Annotated in this window: 16 protein-coding genes; 5 read left to right on the top strand and 11 right to left on the bottom strand. The window is 54.6% G+C overall.

The features are described 5' to 3' along the window. Window positions 1-9: 9 nt before the first annotated feature. From K355_RS0114815 to K355_RS0114780, 7 genes are all read right to left on the bottom strand, one after another. Window positions 10-1686 (bottom strand): FMN-binding glutamate synthase family protein, encoded by a 1677-nt coding sequence (locus tag K355_RS0114815; protein ID WP_022732939.1) that lies wholly within the window; start codon window positions 1684-1686, stop codon window positions 10-12. Window positions 1687-1757: 71 nt separating this feature from the next. Then, window positions 1758-2120, bottom strand: coding sequence for an HVO_A0114 family putative DNA-binding protein (locus tag K355_RS0114810; RefSeq protein ID WP_022732938.1), 363 nt, complete (start codon window positions 2118-2120; stop codon window positions 1758-1760). Further along, window positions 2117-2401 carry a toxin-antitoxin system TumE family protein gene (locus tag K355_RS0114805; RefSeq protein WP_022732937.1) on the bottom strand — a complete coding sequence of 95 codons (285 nt, stop codon included), beginning with the start codon at window positions 2399-2401 and terminating at the stop codon, window positions 2117-2119. Before K355_RS0114805 ends, K355_RS0114810 begins: the two co-directional genes overlap by 4 nt. 163 nt (window positions 2402-2564) lie before the next feature. After that, window positions 2565-6209 (bottom strand): hydantoinase B/oxoprolinase family protein, encoded by a 3645-nt coding sequence (locus tag K355_RS0114800; RefSeq protein ID WP_022732936.1) that lies wholly within the window; start codon window positions 6207-6209, stop codon window positions 2565-2567. 65 nt (window positions 6210-6274) lie between these two features. After that, window positions 6275-7576, bottom strand: coding sequence for a TRAP transporter large permease (locus K355_RS0114795; RefSeq protein ID WP_022732935.1), 1302 nt, complete (start codon window positions 7574-7576; stop codon window positions 6275-6277). A gap of 9 nt (window positions 7577-7585) precedes the next feature. Then, complete coding sequence (locus K355_RS0114790; RefSeq protein WP_028791633.1) at window positions 7586-8098, bottom strand: TRAP transporter small permease; 513 nt, start codon at window positions 8096-8098, stop codon at window positions 7586-7588. 665 nt (window positions 8099-8763) lie between these two features. Then, on the bottom strand, window positions 8764-9738 hold the full coding sequence (locus K355_RS0114780) for a TRAP transporter substrate-binding protein (RefSeq protein WP_022732932.1): 975 nt from the start codon (window positions 9736-9738) through the stop codon (window positions 8764-8766). A gap of 255 nt (window positions 9739-9993) precedes the next feature. Between K355_RS0114780 and K355_RS0114775 the strand changes: the two genes are divergently transcribed. Beyond that, on the top strand, window positions 9994-10743 hold the full coding sequence (locus tag K355_RS0114775) for an SDR family oxidoreductase (protein ID WP_022732931.1): 750 nt from the start codon (window positions 9994-9996) through the stop codon (window positions 10741-10743). Between the two features lie 59 nt (window positions 10744-10802). Here K355_RS0114775 and K355_RS0114770 read toward each other — a convergent pair whose 3' ends face one another. From K355_RS0114770 to K355_RS0114755, 4 genes are all read right to left on the bottom strand, one after another. Continuing rightward, window positions 10803-11312, bottom strand: a complete 510-nt coding sequence (locus K355_RS0114770) for a winged helix DNA-binding protein (protein ID WP_022732930.1) — start codon at window positions 11310-11312, stop codon at window positions 10803-10805. A 136-nt stretch (window positions 11313-11448) separates the two neighbouring features. Beyond that, on the bottom strand, window positions 11449-13413 hold the full coding sequence (locus tag K355_RS0114765) for a methyl-accepting chemotaxis protein (protein ID WP_022732929.1): 1965 nt from the start codon (window positions 13411-13413) through the stop codon (window positions 11449-11451). Between the two features lie 91 nt (window positions 13414-13504). Next, complete coding sequence (locus K355_RS0114760; RefSeq protein WP_147250409.1) at window positions 13505-13687, bottom strand: hypothetical protein; 183 nt, start codon at window positions 13685-13687, stop codon at window positions 13505-13507. A 40-nt stretch (window positions 13688-13727) separates the two neighbouring features. Next, complete coding sequence (locus K355_RS0114755) at window positions 13728-15722, bottom strand: methyl-accepting chemotaxis protein (protein ID WP_022732927.1); 1995 nt, start codon at window positions 15720-15722, stop codon at window positions 13728-13730. Between the two features lie 268 nt (window positions 15723-15990). Here K355_RS0114755 and K355_RS0114750 point away from each other — a divergent pair, with 268 nt between their 5' ends. From K355_RS0114750 to K355_RS0114735, 4 genes are all read left to right on the top strand, one after another. After that, a complete protein-coding gene (locus tag K355_RS0114750) occupies window positions 15991-16770 on the top strand; it encodes a TerB family tellurite resistance protein (protein WP_028791630.1) in 780 nt (259 codons plus the stop codon). 116 nt (window positions 16771-16886) lie between these two features. Next, window positions 16887-18713, top strand: a complete 1827-nt coding sequence (locus K355_RS0114745) for an ATP-binding cassette domain-containing protein (RefSeq protein WP_028791629.1) — start codon at window positions 16887-16889, stop codon at window positions 18711-18713. Between the two features lie 222 nt (window positions 18714-18935). Further along, on the top strand, window positions 18936-19826 hold the full coding sequence (locus K355_RS0114740; RefSeq protein WP_022732924.1) for a DMT family transporter: 891 nt from the start codon (window positions 18936-18938) through the stop codon (window positions 19824-19826). Window positions 19827-19847: 21 nt separating this feature from the next. Further along, a complete protein-coding gene (locus K355_RS0114735; protein ID WP_022732923.1) occupies window positions 19848-20564 on the top strand; it encodes an N-acetylmuramoyl-L-alanine amidase in 717 nt (238 codons plus the stop codon). Window positions 20565-20602 lie beyond the last annotated feature (38 nt).

The following is a 20602-nucleotide window of genomic DNA, read 5'->3' as shown; positions in this document are numbered from 1 at the left end:
GCATCCTCCTTATTGAGCCGCTTTCTCGGTCGTGTCATCCTTGTGCCGTTTATACGGCCCAAACGGAATTTCCTTGGGCGCGAAGGTTTCAGGTGACGCACGATCCCAGCGCGAATGCCAGTCATGGAGTTCCTCGATTTCCGTATCGGCAACAAGGAAGCCTTCGGGCAGATAGGGATAGGCTTCATTGCCATCAACAAACTCATTGTCCTTTTGCCGGACCATGAAGTGATAGGGCATGAAATTGCGCGGATCATGAAGGCCCGCCGCCCCGGTAATTTCAGCAAGGGCATGCATGGTATTTTTATGGAACCGCGCCACACGTTCACTTTTATCACCCGGGTCAAGCGCACGCTGACGGATTTTATCCTGCGTTGCAATCCCGACCGGGCAGCAGTTGGTATGGCATGACTGGGCCTGAATACAGCCCAGCGCAAACATGAAACCGCGCGCCGCATTACACCAGTCCGCGCCAAGGGCAAGGGTACGCGCAATGTCAAAGGCCGACACGATCTTGCCCGCCGCCCCCACTTTCACCTGTTCACGAAGCCCCGCCCCGCGCAGCGCATTATGCACAAAGGTAAGCCCCTCATGCATCGGCATGCCGACGTGATTGACAAACTCAACCGGGGCTGCCCCGGTGCCGCCTTCCTTGCCATCGACCACGATAAAATCAGGCACGATGCCGGTTTTAAGCATCGCTTTAAGGATGCTCATAAATTCACGGCGATGCCCGATGCACAGCTTGAACCCGACCGGTTTGCCACCCGAAAGATCGCGCAACCGGCCGATGAATTCCATCAGGCCAATCGGGGTTGAAAATGTGCTGTGCGCGGCGGGTGAAATGCAATCAATGCCCATGGGAATGCCGCGCGCATCGGAAATTTCCTTGGTGATCTTCGCCGCTGGCAACATCCCGCCGTGCCCGGGTTTGGCCCCTTGGCTGAGTTTCACCTCGATCATTTTGACCTGCGGGTCAGCGGCTGTTTCAGCAAACTTTTCTTCGGAAAAACTGCCATCGTCATTACGGCACCCAAAATACCCGGATGCCACCTGATAGATCAGATCACCACCGCCTTCGCGGTGATAGCGTGAAACGCTGCCTTCCCCGGTATCATGCGCAAAGCCGCCCTTCTTGGCACCCTTGTTCAGTGCCAAAATCGCATTGCCTGACAGGGAGCCGAAACTCATCGCCGAGATGTTATAAATGCTTGCCTGATAGGGTTGCTTGCAATTGGGGCCTCCGACCCGAACGCGAAAATCGCTGTCGGGAATGGTGGTCGGCGCAACCGAATGGGTCAGCCAAGCATAGCCCGATTTATAAACATCCTCGATGGTGCCAAACGGGCGTTTGTCCTCGGCCCCCTTGGCACGCTGATAGACAAGCCCGCGCGACTGACGGCTGAACGGGATTTGATCCTGATCGCTTTCCAGCAGGTACTGACGAATTTCCGGGCGGAAGCTTTCAAGGATAAAGCGGATATGCGCGCTTATGGGATAGTTGCGCAGGATCGAATGCTTGTTCTGGCGCAAGTCATGAAACCCGACCAGCAACAGGGCGCCAAAGATAACGGCAGGCACCCAGAACCAACTGTTGACCACGCCAGCACAGATCACAAAAACGGCTGTCAAAAGCGCAACACTGGCGATCACGAAATAGCGCTGGTTCAATATGAAAAATTTCACGGTGCTCTCATCCTGTCAAATTGGTGCGATATGGCGTGATCGCAGCGGGCCCGATTTCCAGATTTTCAGATTTACGCTGCCGTCGTCAGCGTAAAATCGACATGCACGGCATCAAAAGGAAACGTTATCTGGCCATTTTCCTCCCGGTCAAGAACGCCAGCGTTCAGCAAGGCATGAACATCCCCATGAACCGTTTTGACATCCCGACCAACCCGCCTGGCAGCTTCACGCATGCTCATCGCCCCCTGTCCGGTCATGACTTTGAGTAAGTCCCATCGTTTGGGCGTCATGGTTTGCCACAGCAACTCAACCGATGCGAACGAGATATGCGCCCCCTGCGCCGTGCCGTCAAAGGCAGCAAGCGCACGCTTGGTCACATCATCGCGCGACGCAACCGAAAGAGTTACCGTATTGGAAGTGTTATCGGTGGTCATATCCGCCTCCATCCATCGACATCGGCCCAGAAATCACGCAGCAATTGCGCCGGTGTCGAAAAGTCATAGGATATTTCAACATCGCCAATATGCCTGTGGTCACCCTTGCCAGCTTCGTTGTCATAGCGAAGGACACATTCCCCGGCGACGACATAAGCCAGCGCATATTTGAACATATGCGCAGAACCACGCACCGATTGCGGCACCCGCCAAATGCGCATTTCAACAAAAGCATCTGGCGCAAGCTGATGACGCTCACGCATAAGCAAATTGGCTTTCATGTTGGTATTTATACCAACACAAACGAAGTGTTGTCAATTTCACCAACAATGACACTGCCATGACATCCATGACATCAGACACAAAAAAAGGCCGCCGGTTTCCCGGCGACCCATGTTTTGGTGGGCTCTATTCCCAACTGATCTTAAGTGACAGGTGCTACGATCAAGCCTTGCCGTAGCCCCCGCCCCCCGGGGTTTCGATGATAAAGACATCACCGGGATGCATTTGCGCCCCGTCGGTTCCTTTAAGCTCCTCAACCGTGCCATCAACGCGTTCAATCGCATTGCGGCCAAGTTTTCCCGGCTCCCCGCCTGCGACCGCCTGATTGGGAACGCGACGGTGGTTTGACAGGATCGATGCGGTCATGTCTTCAAGGAAACGGACCCGGCGCGTTGTGCCATTGCCGCCCTTGAACTCACCATTCCCACCGGAATTTTGCCGGATTTCAAAGCTTTCCAGCATCACCGGGAAACGCCATTCAAGTACTTCTGGATCTGTCAGGCGCGAGTTGGTCATATGGGTGTGAACCCCACTGGTGCCATCAAAACCGGGACCAGCACCCGAACCACCACAGATGGTTTCATAATACTGATGGGTATCATTGCCCCAGGTGAAGTTGTTCATGGTCCCTTGCGCGCCCGACATCACGCCAAGGGCGGCATAGAGCGTATCAGTCACATGCTGGGATGTTTCCACGTTCCCGGCAACGACGGCGGCCGGGTAAACCGGGTTTAGCATTGATCCTTCGGGCACGATCAGATCGACCGGTTTCAGACACCCGGCATTGAGCGGAATGTCATCATCAACCAATGTCCGGAAGACATAAAGGACCGCTGCCCGGGTCACCGCCGACGGCGCATTGAAGTTGTTATCAAGCTGATCGGATGTGCCGGTGAAATCAACCGTGGCGGATCGGGTTTCCTTATGGATGGTGACCTTGGCCTTTACGACCGCGCCATTATCCATTTCATAGGAGAACTCGCCACCTTCAAGATTATCTATCACGCGCCGTACGCTTTCTTCGGCGTTGTCCTGCACATGGCCCATATAGGCATGCACAACTTCAAGGCCAAAGTGATCAACCATCTTGCGCAGTTCCTGCACACCCTTTTCATTGGCCGCAATCTGCGCGCGCAAATCGGCAATATTTTGATAGGGGTTACGTGCCGGATATTTCGCCCCCTCAAGCAAGCCCGTCAGGCCCGGTTCATCAAACTTGCCCTGATCAACCAGTTTGAAGTTGTCAATCAAGACACCTTCTTCTTCAAGAATGCGGGAATTTGGCGCCATCGAGCCCGGCGTGATCCCGCCAACATCGGCATGGTGCCCACGTGACGCGACATAGAACAGGATATCCTTGCCATCATCGCCAAACACCGGGGTGATCAGGGTGATGTCGGGCAAATGCGTGCCGCCGTTATACGGATCATTGAGCATATAAACATCGCCAGCCTTCATGCTGCCGACATTATTGCGCATGACCGCCTGAACCGATTCCCCCATCGATCCCAGATGGACCGGCATATGCGGCGCATTGGCAATCAGAAGGCCTTCCTGATCAAACAGCGCACAGGAGAAATCAAGACGTTCCTTGATGTTGACCGAGTATGACGTGTTGGCCAGGGTCACGCCCATCTGCTCGGCAATGTTCATGAACAGATTATTGAACACCTCAAGCATCACTGGATCGGCCTGTGTGCCAATCGCCTCGGACCGTTTCATCGCCACAACACGGGTCAGAACCAAATGATCGCGCGCATTGACCTTGGCTTCCCAGCCCGGATCAATCACGGTGGTGCCAACCGGCTCGACAATCACGGCGGGGCCACGCACGGTCGCCCCCGGTTTCATGTCTTCGCGTTTATAGAACGGCGTGTCTTCCGATGTGCCATCAAACACCACCGCACGGGTCGCCAACGCATCCGGGGCGACACCATCGGTGTTGTCTGCCTTGGCTTCGGCGTCAGGCAGGCTCTGGGTTTCGCCAACTGCCTCAACCGCAACCGCCTCAACCACCAGCGGTTTTTCACTCATGACAAAGCCGTAACGCTGTTTGTGCTGTTCTTCGAACTGACCTTTGATCGCATCAACATCGCCAAAATCAACGATAAGCGGCGTATCCGTACCGTCATAACGCAGATGCAACCGTTTGAGCATCTTGATCTTGGCATCCGTAATGCCCTGTTCGTGCAATTCGCCGCGTGCGTCTGCGGCCAACACATCAAGCTGCTGATCAAGACCGGCCAATGCACCACTTTCAAGCTTGGCCTCAACCGCCTGTTCGCGCATCGCCCGAATGTCGGCAAGCCCCATGCCATAGGCTGACAAAACACCGGCAAACGGATGGACAAACACCTTGGTCATGCCAAGTGTATCGGCCACCTGACAGGCATGCTGTCCCCCGGCCCCGCCAAAGCACTGCAGGATGTAATCCGTGACGTCATAGCCGCGCTGAACCGAAATTTGCTTGATCGCATTGGCCATGTTTTCCACCGCAATGCGAAGGAACCCTTCGGCGACATCTTCGGGGGTACGAACCTGTCCGGTGCTGTCCTTGATCTTGGCGGCCATGGCCTCAAACCCGGCGCGCACCGCATCGGCGTCAAGCGGCTCATTGCCCTCGGGGCCAAACACATTGGGGAAGAATTCCGGCTGAACCTTGCCCAGCATGACGTTGATGTCGGTCACCGCAAGTGGCCCACCGCGGCGATAGGCCGCTGGTCCCGGATTTGCCCCGGCACTGTCGGGACCAACGCGGAAACGCGCGCCATCAAAATGCAGGATCGACCCGCCACCGGCGGCAACCGTATGGATTTTCATCATCGGCGCGCGCATGCGCACCCCGGCAACCTGCGTTTCAAAATCGCGTTCATATTCGCCGTCATAGTGCGAAACATCGGTGGACGTCCCACCCATGTCAAACCCGATGACCTGCTTGAAACCATCCATTTCGGCCGTCCGCACCATGCCGACAACACCGCCCGCCGGGCCCGACAAAATGGCGTCCTTGCCCTGAAACTTCGCGGCATCCGTCAACCCGCCATTCGACTGCATGAACATCAGTTTCACACCGCCAAGCTCGCTTGCGACCTGATCAACATAGCGGCGCAGGATCGGCGACAGATACGCATCAACAACCGTGGTATCGCCGCGCGACACCAGTTTCATCAACGGGCTGACCTGATGGCTGACCGATACCTGAGTAAACCCGATATCGCGTGCAATCTCGGCCGCCGCATTTTCATGCGCGGTATAACGGTACCCATGCATAAACACGATGGCACAGGCGCGAATGCCGTCATCGTAAACAGCCTGCAACTCGGTACGCAGGGCATCGCGATCAAGTGCGGTAAGTTCTTCACCCTGCGCGTCAAAGCGGCCATCGGCCTCAATCACGCTTTCATAGAGCATTTCCGGCAGCTTGATGTTGCGATCAAACAGGCGCGGGCGGTTCTGATAGGCCAGACGCAATGAATCGCGGAACCCCTTGGTCGTCACCAGTGCGGTGCGGTCGCCTTTGCGTTCAAGCAACGCATTGGTGGCAACAGTGGTGCCCATTTTAACCGCTTCGATTTTCTCACCCGGGATTTTTTCACCGGCCGGAACATCAAGCAATTCACGAATGCCCTGAATGGCGGCATCGGCATAGCGTTCCGGGTTTTCCGACAGCAACTTGTGCGTGACAAGCGACCCGTCCGGTTTGCGGGCAACGATATCGGTAAAGGTACCGCCGCGATCAATCCAGAACTGCCATTTTGGCTGTCCGGTGGTCTGCGAAACGGGGGCGTTTTGGGCGTGAGAAGCCATGATGCTGTCTCCTTGGGCATCTGTAGTCAAAAAATTCGATACGAAAGATCAGATATTCAAACCGGTCAGCCGTTCATTTGCTGTGGCAACCATGTGGCGATTTCCGGGAAAACGGTAATCAGCACCACAGCAAACAACAGCAGGAAGAAAAACGGCAAAGCAGCCAGCGCAATGGCAAACAGGTTCTTGCCTGTCAGCCCCTGCAAAACAAAAAGGTTGAAACCAACCGGCGGGGTGATCTGCGACATTTCAACCACCAGCACCACATAGATGCCAAACCACAAAAGATCGATCCCTGCGGCCTGCACCATCGGCAGGATCACCGATGTGGTCAAAACCACCACCGAAATCCCGTCAAGGAAGCAGCCCAGCACGATAAAGAACACGGTCAGTGCGGCCAGCAACGCATAGGGCGACAAATCCATCTGCGCGATCCATGCCGCAAGCTCACGCGGAATACCGGTAAAGCCCATCGCCACGGTCAAAACCGCCGCACCGGCAAGGATAAAGCAGATCATGCACGATGTGCGCGTGGCCCCCATAATCCCGTCCATCAGGCTTTCACGGCTTAACGACCCGCTAATCCCCGAAAGGATCAACGCACCGACAACACCAAATGCCGCCGCCTCGGTCGGGGTGGCAATCCCGCCGTAAATCGATCCAATCACCGCGGCAATCAGGGTGATCACCGGGATCAACCGCCCCGATGCACGGATTTTATCAGCAAACGGAATGCTCGGTTCCGCTGCGGGCATCTTGTCCTTATTGACCGTTGCCCAAATGCCGACAAAGCTCATGAACAGGACAATAAGCATCGCACCGGGCAAAACACCGGCAATAAACAGGCGCGCAATCGAAAGTTCCGCCGACACACCATAAACAATCAAAATGATCGATGGCGGGATCAAAAGGCCAAGCGTGCCCGACCCGGCAAGCGTGCCAAGGATCAGTTTGTCGGGATACCCCTGTTTGCGCAATTCCGGGATCGACATCCGGCCAATGGTGGCAGCCGTCGCCGCCGATGACCCGGACACGGCGGCAAAGATACCGCACCCCAGAATATTGACATGCAACAGCCGCCCGGGAAGCTTGTTCAACCACGGGGCCAACCCTGTAAACATGTCCTCGGAAAGCCGCGACCGAAACAGGATTTCGCCCATCCAGATAAACAACGGCAATGGTGCCAACGACCACGTCGCAAGACTGGACCACGCGGTTGTCGCGATGATCGGGCCGGTTTGTGCACTGGTAAAGAAGTCCAGCGCAAACACACCAATCGCAAACAGCGACAATGCCACCCAAAGCCCGGCCCCCAGAAACAGGAACAACAGCCCCATCAGGATCAGGCCAATTTGAAGTACATCCATGACCGTGCCCTACTCGTTTAGCTCAACGGCTTCGCCACGGGCGAAGGCCGGCGCGCGACCACACACGGTATCAACCAGTGCTTCGATCATTGCGATGGTGAAAACAATCAACCCAAAGGCCATGGCGGCCTGCGGTATCCACAACGGAAAGGCCAGAACCCCAGGCGAGGTATCGCCGTATGAGTAGCTTTCCTCGGCCAAAACGCTCACCCACCATGCGAAATACCCGCCAAGGAAGGACGCCGCACACAGCGTGATGGTTTCCATCACACGACGGAACCCGCCCTTAAGGTGCGACAGCACGATTTGAACCCGGATGTGTGTTCCGGCCCGGAATGCCGGGCCAAGCGCCAAAAACGTCCCCGCCGCAAGCGCAAAACCGGCCATTTCATTGGCATCATGCACAGCAATGCCAAGCACACGGCCAATCGACTGGGCCAAAATCAAAAGTGCGATGGCAATCAGGAAAAAGGCTGCCAGCCCGGCACTGAATTTGAATAAATAATTTAGAGCCTGTCTCATTTTATCTGCTCCATTTTGTTTGTTTTTGGCGTGCCGTTTGGCAAGGCACAGCGTGCAGAGCGATGCGGCGCATCGGTCAAACGGTGTAACGAAGCTAAACGCCGCCAAAAGCAAACCCTTCGGGCCGAGAGATTCCTCTGCCCCGCAGCGTCAAGCACCTTGACCGTAGCGCCGCTACGCTCTGCGGCCCTTTCCTTGCCGGACAGAGGGATCTCTCCGGCAAAATGGGGCAGATAAAATGTGTCAGGCTCTGATAATCTACGCACAGCAGTCCCCTTTCCGCCCGCGGGTTATCGCGATGGTGGTTTGCTTTCTACACGGACAGTAACATGAGGGTCAGGACCCTTTAATATGTTTGCAATGGTTGATCAGATTTGTGCGGATACGCGGAGCAAGGCAGCAGGAAGATATTTATCTTTCAATGCCTTGCGACAAAGTAGCCCGTGCAAATCCGATCAATCCGAAGGACAACTTCAATATTTGCGAACTCCCGCGTCAAACCTCTTGGCCGGGATGCCAACCCGCTCTGCGAGCTTTTCCTTGTATTTCGCAAATATTGAGGTTGCCATGACAATCATATTAAAGGGTCCTGCCCCTGAAATGTGGGGCGTGTCGGGATCGGACAGAACGCTTTGCCTGCCCGATCCCGTGAAATAACAAGAACCTTAGTTCTTGAACGCGTCGATGATGGCTTTACCGTCATCGCCGGTTTCTTCAAGCCAATCGGCAACCATGGTTTCGCCTGCTTTGGACAGGCCAGCTTTTAGCTCGTCGCTCGGTGCTGCAACGTTCATGCCGTTTTCTGCCAGGATTTTCTTCTTGGCATCTGCTTCGGCCATGCTCATTTCCCAGCCGCGGGTTTCGGCTTTGGCTGCCGCATCCATAACCGCTTTCTGTGCGGCTTCTGGCAGGGCGTCAAACGACTTGGCATTCACAACAACCATGTTTTTCGGAAGCCATGCCTGAACGTCATAGAAGTTCGACACAAAATCCCATGCCTTGGAATTGGCACCGGTTGATGGCGATGTGATCATTGCCTCAACAATGCCGGTGGCAAAGGCGGTCGGGATTTCCGGCACTTCAACCTGCGTTGCAACCATGCCGGTCAGATCGGCAAGCTGGGACGTGGTGGAGTTATAAGCGCGGAATTTAACACCTTCGAGGTCTTCGACCTTGGCAACCGGGTTCGCGGTATAAAGACCCTGTGCTGGCCACGGAACGGCATACAGCACTTTCAGACCGTCTTTTTCAAGGGCGGCTTCAATGCCCGAACGCGATACTTCCCAAAGTTTCTTGGCATCGTCATAAGACGTCGCCAGGAACGGGATCGCATCAACGGTGTAGATCGGGTTTTCATTGGCCAGAAGCGAAATCAGCGTCTCACCAATCGGGATCAGACCGCGCTGAACCGACCGTTTAATGTCGGCATGTTTAAACAGCGAACCGCCCGAATGAACGGTAATGGTCAGCTCGCCACCGGACGCGTCATTCACGTCTTTGGCAAATTCAATAATGTTCTGGGTGTGGAAAGTCGCATCCGGATACGGCGTTGCCATATCCCATTTTTCAGCAGCAGCCGCCATACCGGCGGACAGTGTCATTGCCGCGATTGCGACAGTCGAAAGTGCCTTTTTAAGCATTGCTCAAGTCTCCCTGTGTGACTGGGAGTCGATACAGAATCGCGCGTATCGAGACTCCGAAGCATCCTCCCGACACATTAATCACATTTTACTGACAAATTGTCAATGTTGATTCATAACAGCCATGCACAAACCGGGAAACTACGCAGGACATTTTGCCCGCGTCATCCTGCTTAAATCTTCCATCAATCTGATATTTCTGGATTTATTGCCATATGGTAGAATCCAGAAATATCACCAAAAAGGAAAAATCGGATGCAGAACCTTTCAGGGAAGTCTGTTTGGATTACAGGTGCTGGCAGCGGTATCGGCGAAGCAATCGCAAAGTCGCTTGCCGCGGCGGGCGCGCAGGTCGCCCTGTCTGCACGGCGCGAAGAAACACTTCTCAAGGTCGCAACCGCGATCAAGTCAGATGGCGGAAAGGTCGAAATCCACCCGCTTGATATCAGCAACAGCGATCAGGTCGCGGATGCTGCGCGCAACATTCAGGCGTCCATGGGCAAAATCAATGTCCTGATCAATTGTGCCGGGATGAACAGTCCCAAACGACACTGGCGCGACCTCGATATTGGCGACTGGCACCGTATCGTGGCCGTCAATCTCAATGGCGTGGCGAATACGGTTTGCGCAACTTTGCCCGTCATGCGCGCGCAAAAAGACGGGCTGATCATCAATATTTCTTCCTGGTCGGCGCGGCACGAATTCCCTGCCGCCGGCCCGGCCTATATCGCGTCCAAACGTGGCGTTATCGACCTCTCCCACAGCATAAATCAGGAAGAAATGCACAATAACATCCGCTGCTGCTGCATCAGTCCGGGGGAAGTTGCTACACCGATCCTGAAACAACGTCCGGTGCCCGTCACAGATGAAGAACTCTCACTCATGTTAAAACCCGACGATCTGGCCGAAATGGTATCCTACGTGGTCGCAGCTCCCATGCGGGTCTGCTTTAACGAGATCGTGATGTCACCAACCTACAATCGAACGCTGTTGCCTCAGCCCTAGGGTCAGGACCCATTAATTTGGTTTCAATGGCTCCTGACCCTAAATCATACGGACCTGATTTACATCGCACTTGCCGCACGCGACGCCTGATCATAAACACCGGAAATTGCACGCAGCGTCTTGGCAACATCGCCCACTTCCTGACTGTTTACGCCAAGACGCTGGAACGTTTCGACAAGGCAGGCTTCGCGCACTTCGCGGTATTTCTCGCACATCGCACGGCCATCCTGTGTCGTGCCGTAATGCACTTCCTTACCGCGCTTGTTACCTTCAACAAGGCCAAGCTTGCGCAATTTCTTCAACGCGTAATTCACCAGATGGCTGTCTTCAACATTAAGCACAAAGCAAACCTCCGACAGGCTTTTTTCGCGTTCGCGTGAATTGACATTATGCAGAACCAGAATATCGAGAACTGACAGATCAGGCATGCCAGCCGCACGCATGCAGCGCACCATCCAGCGATCAAACGCATTGCCCGACAGGATCAGGGCAAACTCAAGTTCGGAAAGTTCAGCAGCACGCTCTGACACCAGATGCGATGATGAAACAATGCGTGGTTTATCAGTCATAAGACGTTCCCCTTTTCTCACGCGCAGGTGTTTCGCGGGTGATTTGACACTTATATCTCGTGATATTGTCGTGATTTTATCGTGAAAATGGCGGCAAGGTAAAGCCCAGCCGCCATCTATTACCGACAATTCATCGTTAAAGTGATCGCATGCGTTTCAGGAACCCGTCAATTTGCCCCCGTAGGCTTTCGCTTTGAGTGCCCAGGTTGGTGGCCGATCCATGCACATCGTTCGCCGCAACATTGGTATCAGCAACCGCCCCCGAAACCCCCTGCATCGCGGCCGATATTTCCTCGGTACCCGCGGCCGCCTGTTCGACATTCTGCGAAATTTCGCCGGTCGCAACGGTTTGTTCTTCGACGGCGGCGGCAACGGCGGCGGCCCGCTCGCTGATGTCGGAAATCATCCGCACGATTTCATCAATGGCATCAACTGCAAGACTGGTTGCCTGCTGAATGCCTGTGATTTGATTGGTAATGTCTTCCGTAGCCTTGCCGGTTTGATTGGCAAGGTTCTTGACCTCACTTGCCACAACCGCAAATCCCTTCCCGGCATCCCCGGCACGGGCTGCCTCGATTGTCGCGTTCAGTGCCAGAAGGTTGGTTTGACCGGCAATGTCACTGATCAGGCCAATGACCTCGCCAATCTTAAGCGCGGCATCATTTAACCCCTGAATGTTTTCATTGGTATTGCGCGCCCGTTCGGTTGCCGATTGCGCCATGTTGGAGGTTTCCGTCACCTGACTGGAAATCTCGTTGATCGAGGCCGACAATTCGGTTGCCGCCGTTGCGACCAATTGCACATTTGACGATGCTTCTTCGGTACCTGATGAGACCGCGATTGATTGGGTTGCCGCCACGTCAGCACTGCTGCGCAATACGTTCGAGGCCGAATGCAACTGTTGGACCGCAACACCGACTTCCGCCATCACCGACACCACGGCTTCATCGAATTCACGGATGTATTTTTCCTGAGTCTCCATCCGGATACGGCGTTTTTTATCTGCCTCTGCCTGAATGGCTTCAAGCTTTTTACGCTCAATCCCGTTTTCACGGAAAACCAGAACGGCACGCCCCATAGAGCCAATTTCGTCGGCGCGCTGCACCTCGTTGATATCGACGTCAAAGTCGTTTTCCGCAAGACGTGCCATTTTATTGGTAAGGCCGCCAATCGCACCAGCAATTGCGCGCGCAAGAAGCCATGACATCGCAATCAGTGCAATCGCACCGACCACAAACATAATGACCGTGACCATCAAACTGCGTTTAGCGATATCGTTGGCTTGGGCGGTCAACATCTCGTTGATCGCCGTGATGTCGATGCTCAACTGCTCAAGAACCGGTTCTGCTTGTGCGTAATAATCGCTTAGCAAACCAAGCTCCTGCTCACGTATCAGGATCTTTTCCGCCAGGGCCTTAAAATCAGTGATGTATGACGTCATAAGCCCAGTGATCTTTTTCTTTTCATCATCGGGGATGCTGCTTGTTGCTGCCAATGCCGGTCCGAATTCAGCCAGTCGGGCATCAATCCGATCAACATATTTCGGATCAATCCGGGCCAGGAAATCCTTCTCATGGCGGCGCATCATCAACATGACGACGGTCAGCTTGTCGGCGTTATAGGTTGCCAGTGCTTCTTCAACGTCGTGCACCGATGACCGAAGGCTGCCCAGAAGGCCACCTTCTTCGGTCAAGCCGATATCGCGCTGCAGATTGACGATTTTGCTGAACTTATCGGCATATGCATCAAATGACGTCAGGATTGAACCAATCTCGGTCTCAAACGGCGCCAATTTGGGGTTGGCTGAAAGCTGCTCCAACCCGTCATGAACTGCTGCGACTGTTTCAGCGTGATCTGTGACGTATTTTTCATCCAGCCGCAGCAGGAAATCCTTTTCCCGACGGCGGGCATTAAGGAATTCTTTGGCGATATTATCGACCAGCAAACGGTCCTGAAGCGCACTATCAGCGGAATTTTCCGCCGATTGTCGCTGCGCATCCGCGACAAAAAGAACACTCCCAACGATCACGAAAATCGTCAAAGCCGACAGACCAATAAGTGAAATCTGATAGATTAACCGCATGCGAGATAGAAATTTCATGTCGCGCCCCCGACCGTCTTATCTGGTTCCGTTTTGCACCGCACCATCGCAGCACATTTGTCTCATAAGGGGGTATATGAGTTCTATGACATCAAATTACGCGAAAAATATCGATTTTTTTGACGCCCCGCGTGTGAACGTCATTCCAGTCGCGCTCAAAACGCACACTCAGATGCACAACCGCACCGCCCAGAATGCTGCAGTTGCGGGCAAGACTGTATCTGTCCGCACAAAAAAAAAGAAGCCCGACATCAAATCGGACTTCTTTTTCCAACAGCATTCCCTGCCATTTAATGTTTAGCGAGCATCAGGGCCTAGCCTGCGCGCATCCGTTCAAGGAACTGATCAATACGCGCACTCAAGCCATCGCTTTGCTTGCCAAGATTATCAGCAGACCCGCGCACATCCTGTGCTGCCTCTGTGGTATCTGCAACCGCGGACGATACGCCCTGCATGGCCGATGAAATCTCGCGCGTTGCCGATGCCGCCTGTTCGACATTTTGCGATATCTCGCTGGTGGCGACGGTTTGTTGCTCGACCGCGGCTGCGACAGACGACGCGCGTTCGCTGATATCGGAAATCATACGAACAATTTCATCAATCGCCTCAACTGCCGATCCGGTCGCCCGCTGAATATCGCCGATTTGCGCGGTGATATCCTCGGTCGCCTTTGCGGTCTGATTGGCAAGGTTCTTGACTTCACTTGCGACGACGGCAAACCCCTTGCCTGCCTCGCCTGCGCGCGCCGCTTCGATCGTGGCATTAAGCGCAAGCAGGTTCGTTTGCCCGGCAATGTCATTGATCATTCCAATGACTTCGCCAATGCGCACGGCCGCCGTATTCAACCCCTGAATATCTTCATTGGTGGTTTGCGCCCGCTCACTGGCCGAAATGGCCATTTGCGATGTGTCGCTGACCTGTCCGGCAATTTCATGAATGGACGCGGAAAGTTCTGTTGCCGCCGTTGCGACAAGTTGCACATTTGACGATGCTTCTTCCGTCCCTGCCGACACGGTTGTTGATTGCTCATCCGCCGTTGTCGCACTGCGCCGCAGGACTTCTGACACGGAGTGAAGTTGCTCGACCGCAGTGCCCACTTCGCTCATCATCGCGACCACATCATTGTCAAACTCGCGAATATGCTGTTCCTGCGTTGCAATTCGCTGGCGTTGCTGTTCGTCAATTTCCTTTTGACGGGCTTCAAGTTTTTGTCGCTCCAGCCCGTTTTCACGAAACACAACAACCGCACGGCCCATCTCGCCGATTTCATCCTTACGGTCGGCTTCGCCGAGTTGCAGGTCGAAATCGCTGTTGGCCAAACGGGTCATTTTTGATGTCAGCCCGGTAATCGCACTGACAATCGCACGCGCCAAGATGAACGACATGACAATCAGCACAAGCGTCCCGGCAATGAAGATGCCAAAGGTCACCATCACACCGGTTCGCGCGATGTTTTCGGAACGCGCCTGCATGTCTGCTGCGACCGATCCGATTTCCGTGCTGAGCGTTGCAAGAATAGGTTCGACAGCCGCGTAATAGGAGCTGAGCCGACCAAGCGATTCCTCGCGCGCCAGCGTCGCATCGGCAAGGGTTTTGAAATTGGAAACATAAGACGCCATCAGCTTTGCAAGCTGGGCTTTCTTATCGTCCTGAATGCTGCCTGCCTTTTTAAGGGATGCGTCAAATTTCTTTTCGAGGCCCTCGACATTCTCGATATGTACAGGGTCCATATTTGCCAGAAAGTCTTTTTCGTTGCCGCGCATTTGCAACAGCTCAATCGACAAATCCTTACTGTCGCTTAAGCCCAGCATCGCTTCAAACTTTGCAACATCGGCCAAGGCACCTTCAACCTCGGATGCGGCACTGCGCATTTCGCCCAGCAAGCCGCTACTGCCGTCCAGACCGATCTGACGCTGCAGGGCGACAACATTGGCAAATTCTGCGACATATTGCTCAAAAGCTGCGCGGGCTTGGTCCACCTCGCCCAGAAGCTCGTCAAGTTCTTCGCGCGCGGCCAGTGTTTCAAGCCCGGCGCGCACATTCCCAGATGACTGCTCATGTGCGGTGATATATTGCTCGTCGCGGCGCAGGACAAAGTCCTTTTCGTGGCGCCGGGCATTCAGAAATGCACGCGAGGTGTTATCGACAATCGACAGATCGGCCGTCGCCGCCTTGGCGATAAGCTGTGCGGACTGGCGTTGCTGATCGGCGATGAATTGCGTAATACCTACAATTGCAAAGATCACCAACGCGACAATGCTCAGAAGCGAGATCTGATACACCAGCTTCATGCGTGACAATAAGGACATTTCCCACCCCGACTTTCTGTATTCTAGGGTTATTTATTACAATCTTGTTATCACAACTTATCAGAAACATTCTACTGAAGGTAGTTTAAATACTACCAAAGTATAGCACTCCCGATACCTTTGAGCTGAACGCATTAGAAAATGCGATTTGACCATTTCTTTCTGCCCGCTCCAAACTATGTTGGGGGAACGCATTCGGATGGCAAAGCCTGCTGTCCTGACCCGCCTTTCACATCAGGCATCGCAAACAACAGGACAAAAATCACCCATGAGCATCTGGGGAAAAATTATTGGCGGAACAGCTGGTTTTGCCTTAGGCGGACCGCTTGGCGCGATCCTTGGCGCAACCGCAGGACATGTTGTCGACAAGATAAAAAACAGCGCGTCCGACCCGCGACTTGGTGGATCAGGCCCCCATTACGGCGGCTACCAAAGCTTTCCGGGCGGGCAGGATCCACGCCAGATCGCCTTTGCCACGGGGGTCATTATCCTTGCTGCCAAAATGGCCAAGGTTGACGGACATGTCAGCCGCGATGAAATCGATGCCTTTAAACGTGTGTTCAGCATCCCGCCGGGCGAGGCTAAAAATGTCGGTCGTATCTTTGACATGGCAAAGGCATCACCCGACGGGTTTGAACCTTATGCGCAGCAAATCGCCACCATGTTCCGCGGCGAACGTGCCCTGCTTGAAGGCATCCTCGAAGCGCTGTATCAGATCGCCATGGCCGATGGGCAATTGCACCCCTCCGAGCAGGCCTACCTTAAAAAGGTCGCCCATATCTTTGGCTTTGCCGATATCGATTTTGACCGTGTGCATCAGGCCCATACATCCTCGAACGGACCCGATCCGTATCAACAGTTGGGCTTGGGCCGCGACGCCAGTGACGATGAGCTGAAATCGGCCCATCGCAAACTGTCGCGCGAAAACCATCCCGACACCCTGATGGCCAAAGGCATGCCGCCCGAGTTCATCGAACAGGCCAATGAAAAAATGGCCCGGATCAATGCCGCCTGGGATCAAATTCGCAAAGAACGCGGCATTCGCTGACCATAAAAGCACCCTGTATCGCCCCTCCCGGATGATTTCCCTTGCAACGGCACCCTATATGCTGTTTGCAGGGGGCCAATGGACTTATTTTTGACCCCAAGCTTATCGGTTTTCCCATGGCGCCACCGCTGATTAATATTAATGACATTCACCTGACCTTTGGCGGGAATGATCTGTTTTCCGATGTTTCATTTGCCATTGGCGAACGGGATCGGCTGTGCCTTGTCGGGCGAAATGGCGGGGGCAAATCCACCCTGCTTAAAATCATCGCCGGTGAAATCGAAGCTGACGGCGGCGAACGCTTTGTCCAGCCGGGCTGCAAGGTGGCCTACCTTAATCAGGAACCCAAATTTGACGGCTATGACACGGTCGAAGAATTTGTTCTGTCCGCCCTTGATGCCCATGAAGAAGAATATTCCTATCGCTCCGACATGCTCCTCGCATCGGTCAGCATCGATCCGATGGCCGATCCCAAACAGCTTTCCGGTGGTGAAGGCCGCCGCGCGGCAATTGCGCGCGCGCTGATTGCCGACCCACAAGTCTTGCTGCTTGATGAGCCGACCAACCACCTTGATTTGCCAACGATTGAATGGCTCGAAGGCGAGATCAAAAACTTCCGCGGTGCAGTTGTGGTGATTTCGCATGACCGCGCATTCCTCAATGCGGTGTCAAACGGGGTGCTGTGGCTTGATCGCGGTGTGATGCATCAGGGCAAGCTTAACTTTGCCAAGTTCGAAGAATGGTCCGAGGAAATCTACCGCAAAGAATCCGAGGAACGCGCCAAGCTTGATAAGCTGATCGCCAAGGAAACCGTCTGGTCGGTGCAGGGCATCTCGGCGCGCCGCAAACGGAACCAGGGCCGTCTGCGCCGTCTGTATGATATGCGCGAACAGCGCTCCGCCCAGGTTGATCGCATCGGCAATGTCTCACTTGCCGCTGACACGGGTGGCACATCGGGCAAGGTCGTGATCGAGGCCACCGATATCGCCAAGTCATTTGGTGACCGTGAAATCCTGACCGGTTTCTCAACCCGTATTCTGCGCGGCGACAAGGTCGGGATCATTGGCCCGAACGGGGCTGGTAAAACCACATTGCTTAAAATGCTGACCGGGCAGCTTGAACCCGACAGCGGCACGATCAAGATCGGCACCAACCTGAACGCATCCTATTTCGATCAGAAACGCGTCGCCCTTGATGACAGCATGACCCTTTGGGATACGCTCTGCGATGTTGGCGGTGATCAGGTCATGGTGCGCGGCAATCCCCGCCATGTCGTCAGTTACCTGCGTGATTTCCTGTTTGATGAAAAGCAGGCCCGAAGCCCGGTCGGCGCTCTTTCGGGTGGCGAACGCAATCGTTTACTTCTGGCCAAACAACTGGCCAAACCGACCAACCTTCTGATCATGGATGAGCCGACCAACGATCTTGATATGGATACGCTCGATCTTCTGCAGGAAATGCTTGATGACTACGAAGGCACGCTTCTGCTGGTCAGCCATGATCGTGACTTCCTTGATCGCGTCGTGACATCCTCCATCGTTATGGAGGGCGATGGTCTGGCGGTTGAATATGCTGGCGGCTATTCCGATTACATCACCCAGCGCAAACTTTCAAATGCCGGACAAGCACCCACCGAAGACCGTCCAGCGGCAAAGACCGGCAAAAAGGCCTTCACATCGGCCACGGCCCCGGCAAAGCCCAAAGCTGCGGCCAAGCTGAGCTATAAAGATCAGCGCGAATACGACAACCTGCCCGACAAAATGGCAAAGATTGAGGTCGAGATGGCCGAGATTGAAGCCGCCCTGTCAGATGGCAGCCTATTCACCAAGGACCCCGAAGCCTTCCAGAAGAAGGCCGACCGCCTTGATGCCGCGCGCGCCGAACTCGAAGAGTGCGAAGGCCGCTGGCTGGAACTTGAAGTGATGCGTGAAGAACTCGGCTAGGACCGATCATCTGGGGTCAGGACCTAGTGATCTTTTGGCGAGGGCGAAACGTTGCGGGACTTTACCCGCAACGGTAGATGCGCCACACTTGAGCCTGCAGTTGAAAACAACTCATTTGTCCTGTGATGCAAAACAGTGGATCAAGGGATAAATCCCCGCCGCCGACTTTGGTTGCGGGCAATTGTCACCCGGTTGGCACCCGAACAAGGATCGGGCCAACCCATGTTGAAAGCCCGCGCCATGCCGTTAAAAGCCACCCTCATGGCCTTGTCCGTCGCCATCATCTGGGGCGTCAACATGCTGACCGTCAAGGGTGCGGTCGGTGAAATCCCGCCTTTCATGCTGACCGCCATTCGCTTTGGCGCTGTTGCGGCCCTGCTGGTCCCCTTTGCGCGCATGCCACGCGGGCGCATGGGAAAACTGGCGATCATTTCGGTTATCTTTGGCACACTCCATTTCGGGGTTCTGTTCTATGCCCTGTCGATGATTGATGCGGGACCGGTGGCGATTATCGTTCTTTTGGGCGTGCCGTTTTCATCGATGCTGGCCACATATTTCTTTAATGACCGGTTGGGCTGGAAACGGCTTTCGGGCATGGCACTGGCCTTTATCGGGGTCATTATCATGTTCTGGGATCCGACCATGACGGATCTGCAACTGCCATTATTGCTGGTGGTATTTGCCGCCTTCATGTGGGCGGTTGCCAATGTCATGATCAAAAAACTGGGCGACATTGATACCTTCCAGCTTAATGGCTGGATGGCACTCATGGCCGCGCCGCAACTGCTTTTCTTTTCGCTGATCTTTGAACCGCACGCGTTTCAGGCCGTCATGAACGCAAGCTGGGTGGCATGGGCCAACCTCAGCTTCACCGTTGTGATGTCCTCGATTGTCGCCTATGGCTTCTGGTATCACTTGCTAAAAACTCAGGACGTCAATGTTGTCGTGCCATGGTCGCTTCTGGCCCCGGTGATCAGTGTCTTCGGATCGTTTATCGTCTTTGGCGAAGCCTTTTCCGTGCTGAAAATCATTGGTGGGGCGGTTGTGCTGTGCGGGGTGGGCGTGATTATGCTGCGCAAACCGGTACAGCGCAAAACCCAGGGCATGGATTAATCAAAGCGGGGCGATGCGGACATGCCAAGCGGCGCAATGACACACATCATCGACCATCCATCGCCCAACTTTGGCGACCGTCCGCACGGCAGCCCGATTGACATTCTCGTCCTGCATTACACCGGCATGCAATCTGGGCAAATCGCCCTTGATCGCCTGTGTGATCCGGCGTCATCGGTGTCATGTCATTATCTGATCGAAGAAGACGGGCGCATTTTCCGCCTCGTTGATGAAGACAAACGTGCATGGCATGCCGGGCGCGGTGAATGGCAAAAATGCGTGGATGTAAATTCGCGCTCCATCGGCATTGAAATCGTCAATCCCGGCCATGAACATGGCTATCGCGCCTTCCTCGAAGATCAAATCACATCGGTGATTGCGCTGTGCCGCGACATCCTGGGTCGCCACACCATCCCGGCCAGCCGCATCATCGCCCATTCCGACATGGCCCCGGACCGAAAAGAAGACCCCGGCGAGTTGTTCCCATGGGATCAACTGGCCGAAAACGGCATCGGATTATGGCCCAAAATACGGCCCCAGAGGTCGCCCGAAATGTCGCCCAAAGCCCTCACATCCCCCGACAACCTTGACCCCCTGCTCGATCAAATCGGCTATGGCGATGGTGACGGGCAAAAACGCCGCATCGCCTTTCAGCGCCACTGGCGTCCGGCCGATATTTCCGGGAAGGTTGATAACGAATGCGTGGCCATCGCCAAGGCACTGGTCAAAGCCACATAGACATAGGGGCCGACCTCAAACCGATTGCCTATCGACGA

The sequence above is a fragment of the Thalassospira lucentensis MCCC 1A00383 = DSM 14000 genome, from assembly GCF_000421265.1.
Classification (GTDB): domain Bacteria; phylum Pseudomonadota; class Alphaproteobacteria; order Rhodospirillales; family Thalassospiraceae; genus Thalassospira; species Thalassospira lucentensis.
The sequence above is the reverse complement of the archived record's forward strand: the minus strand, read 5'-3'. Positions and strand labels throughout refer to the sequence as shown.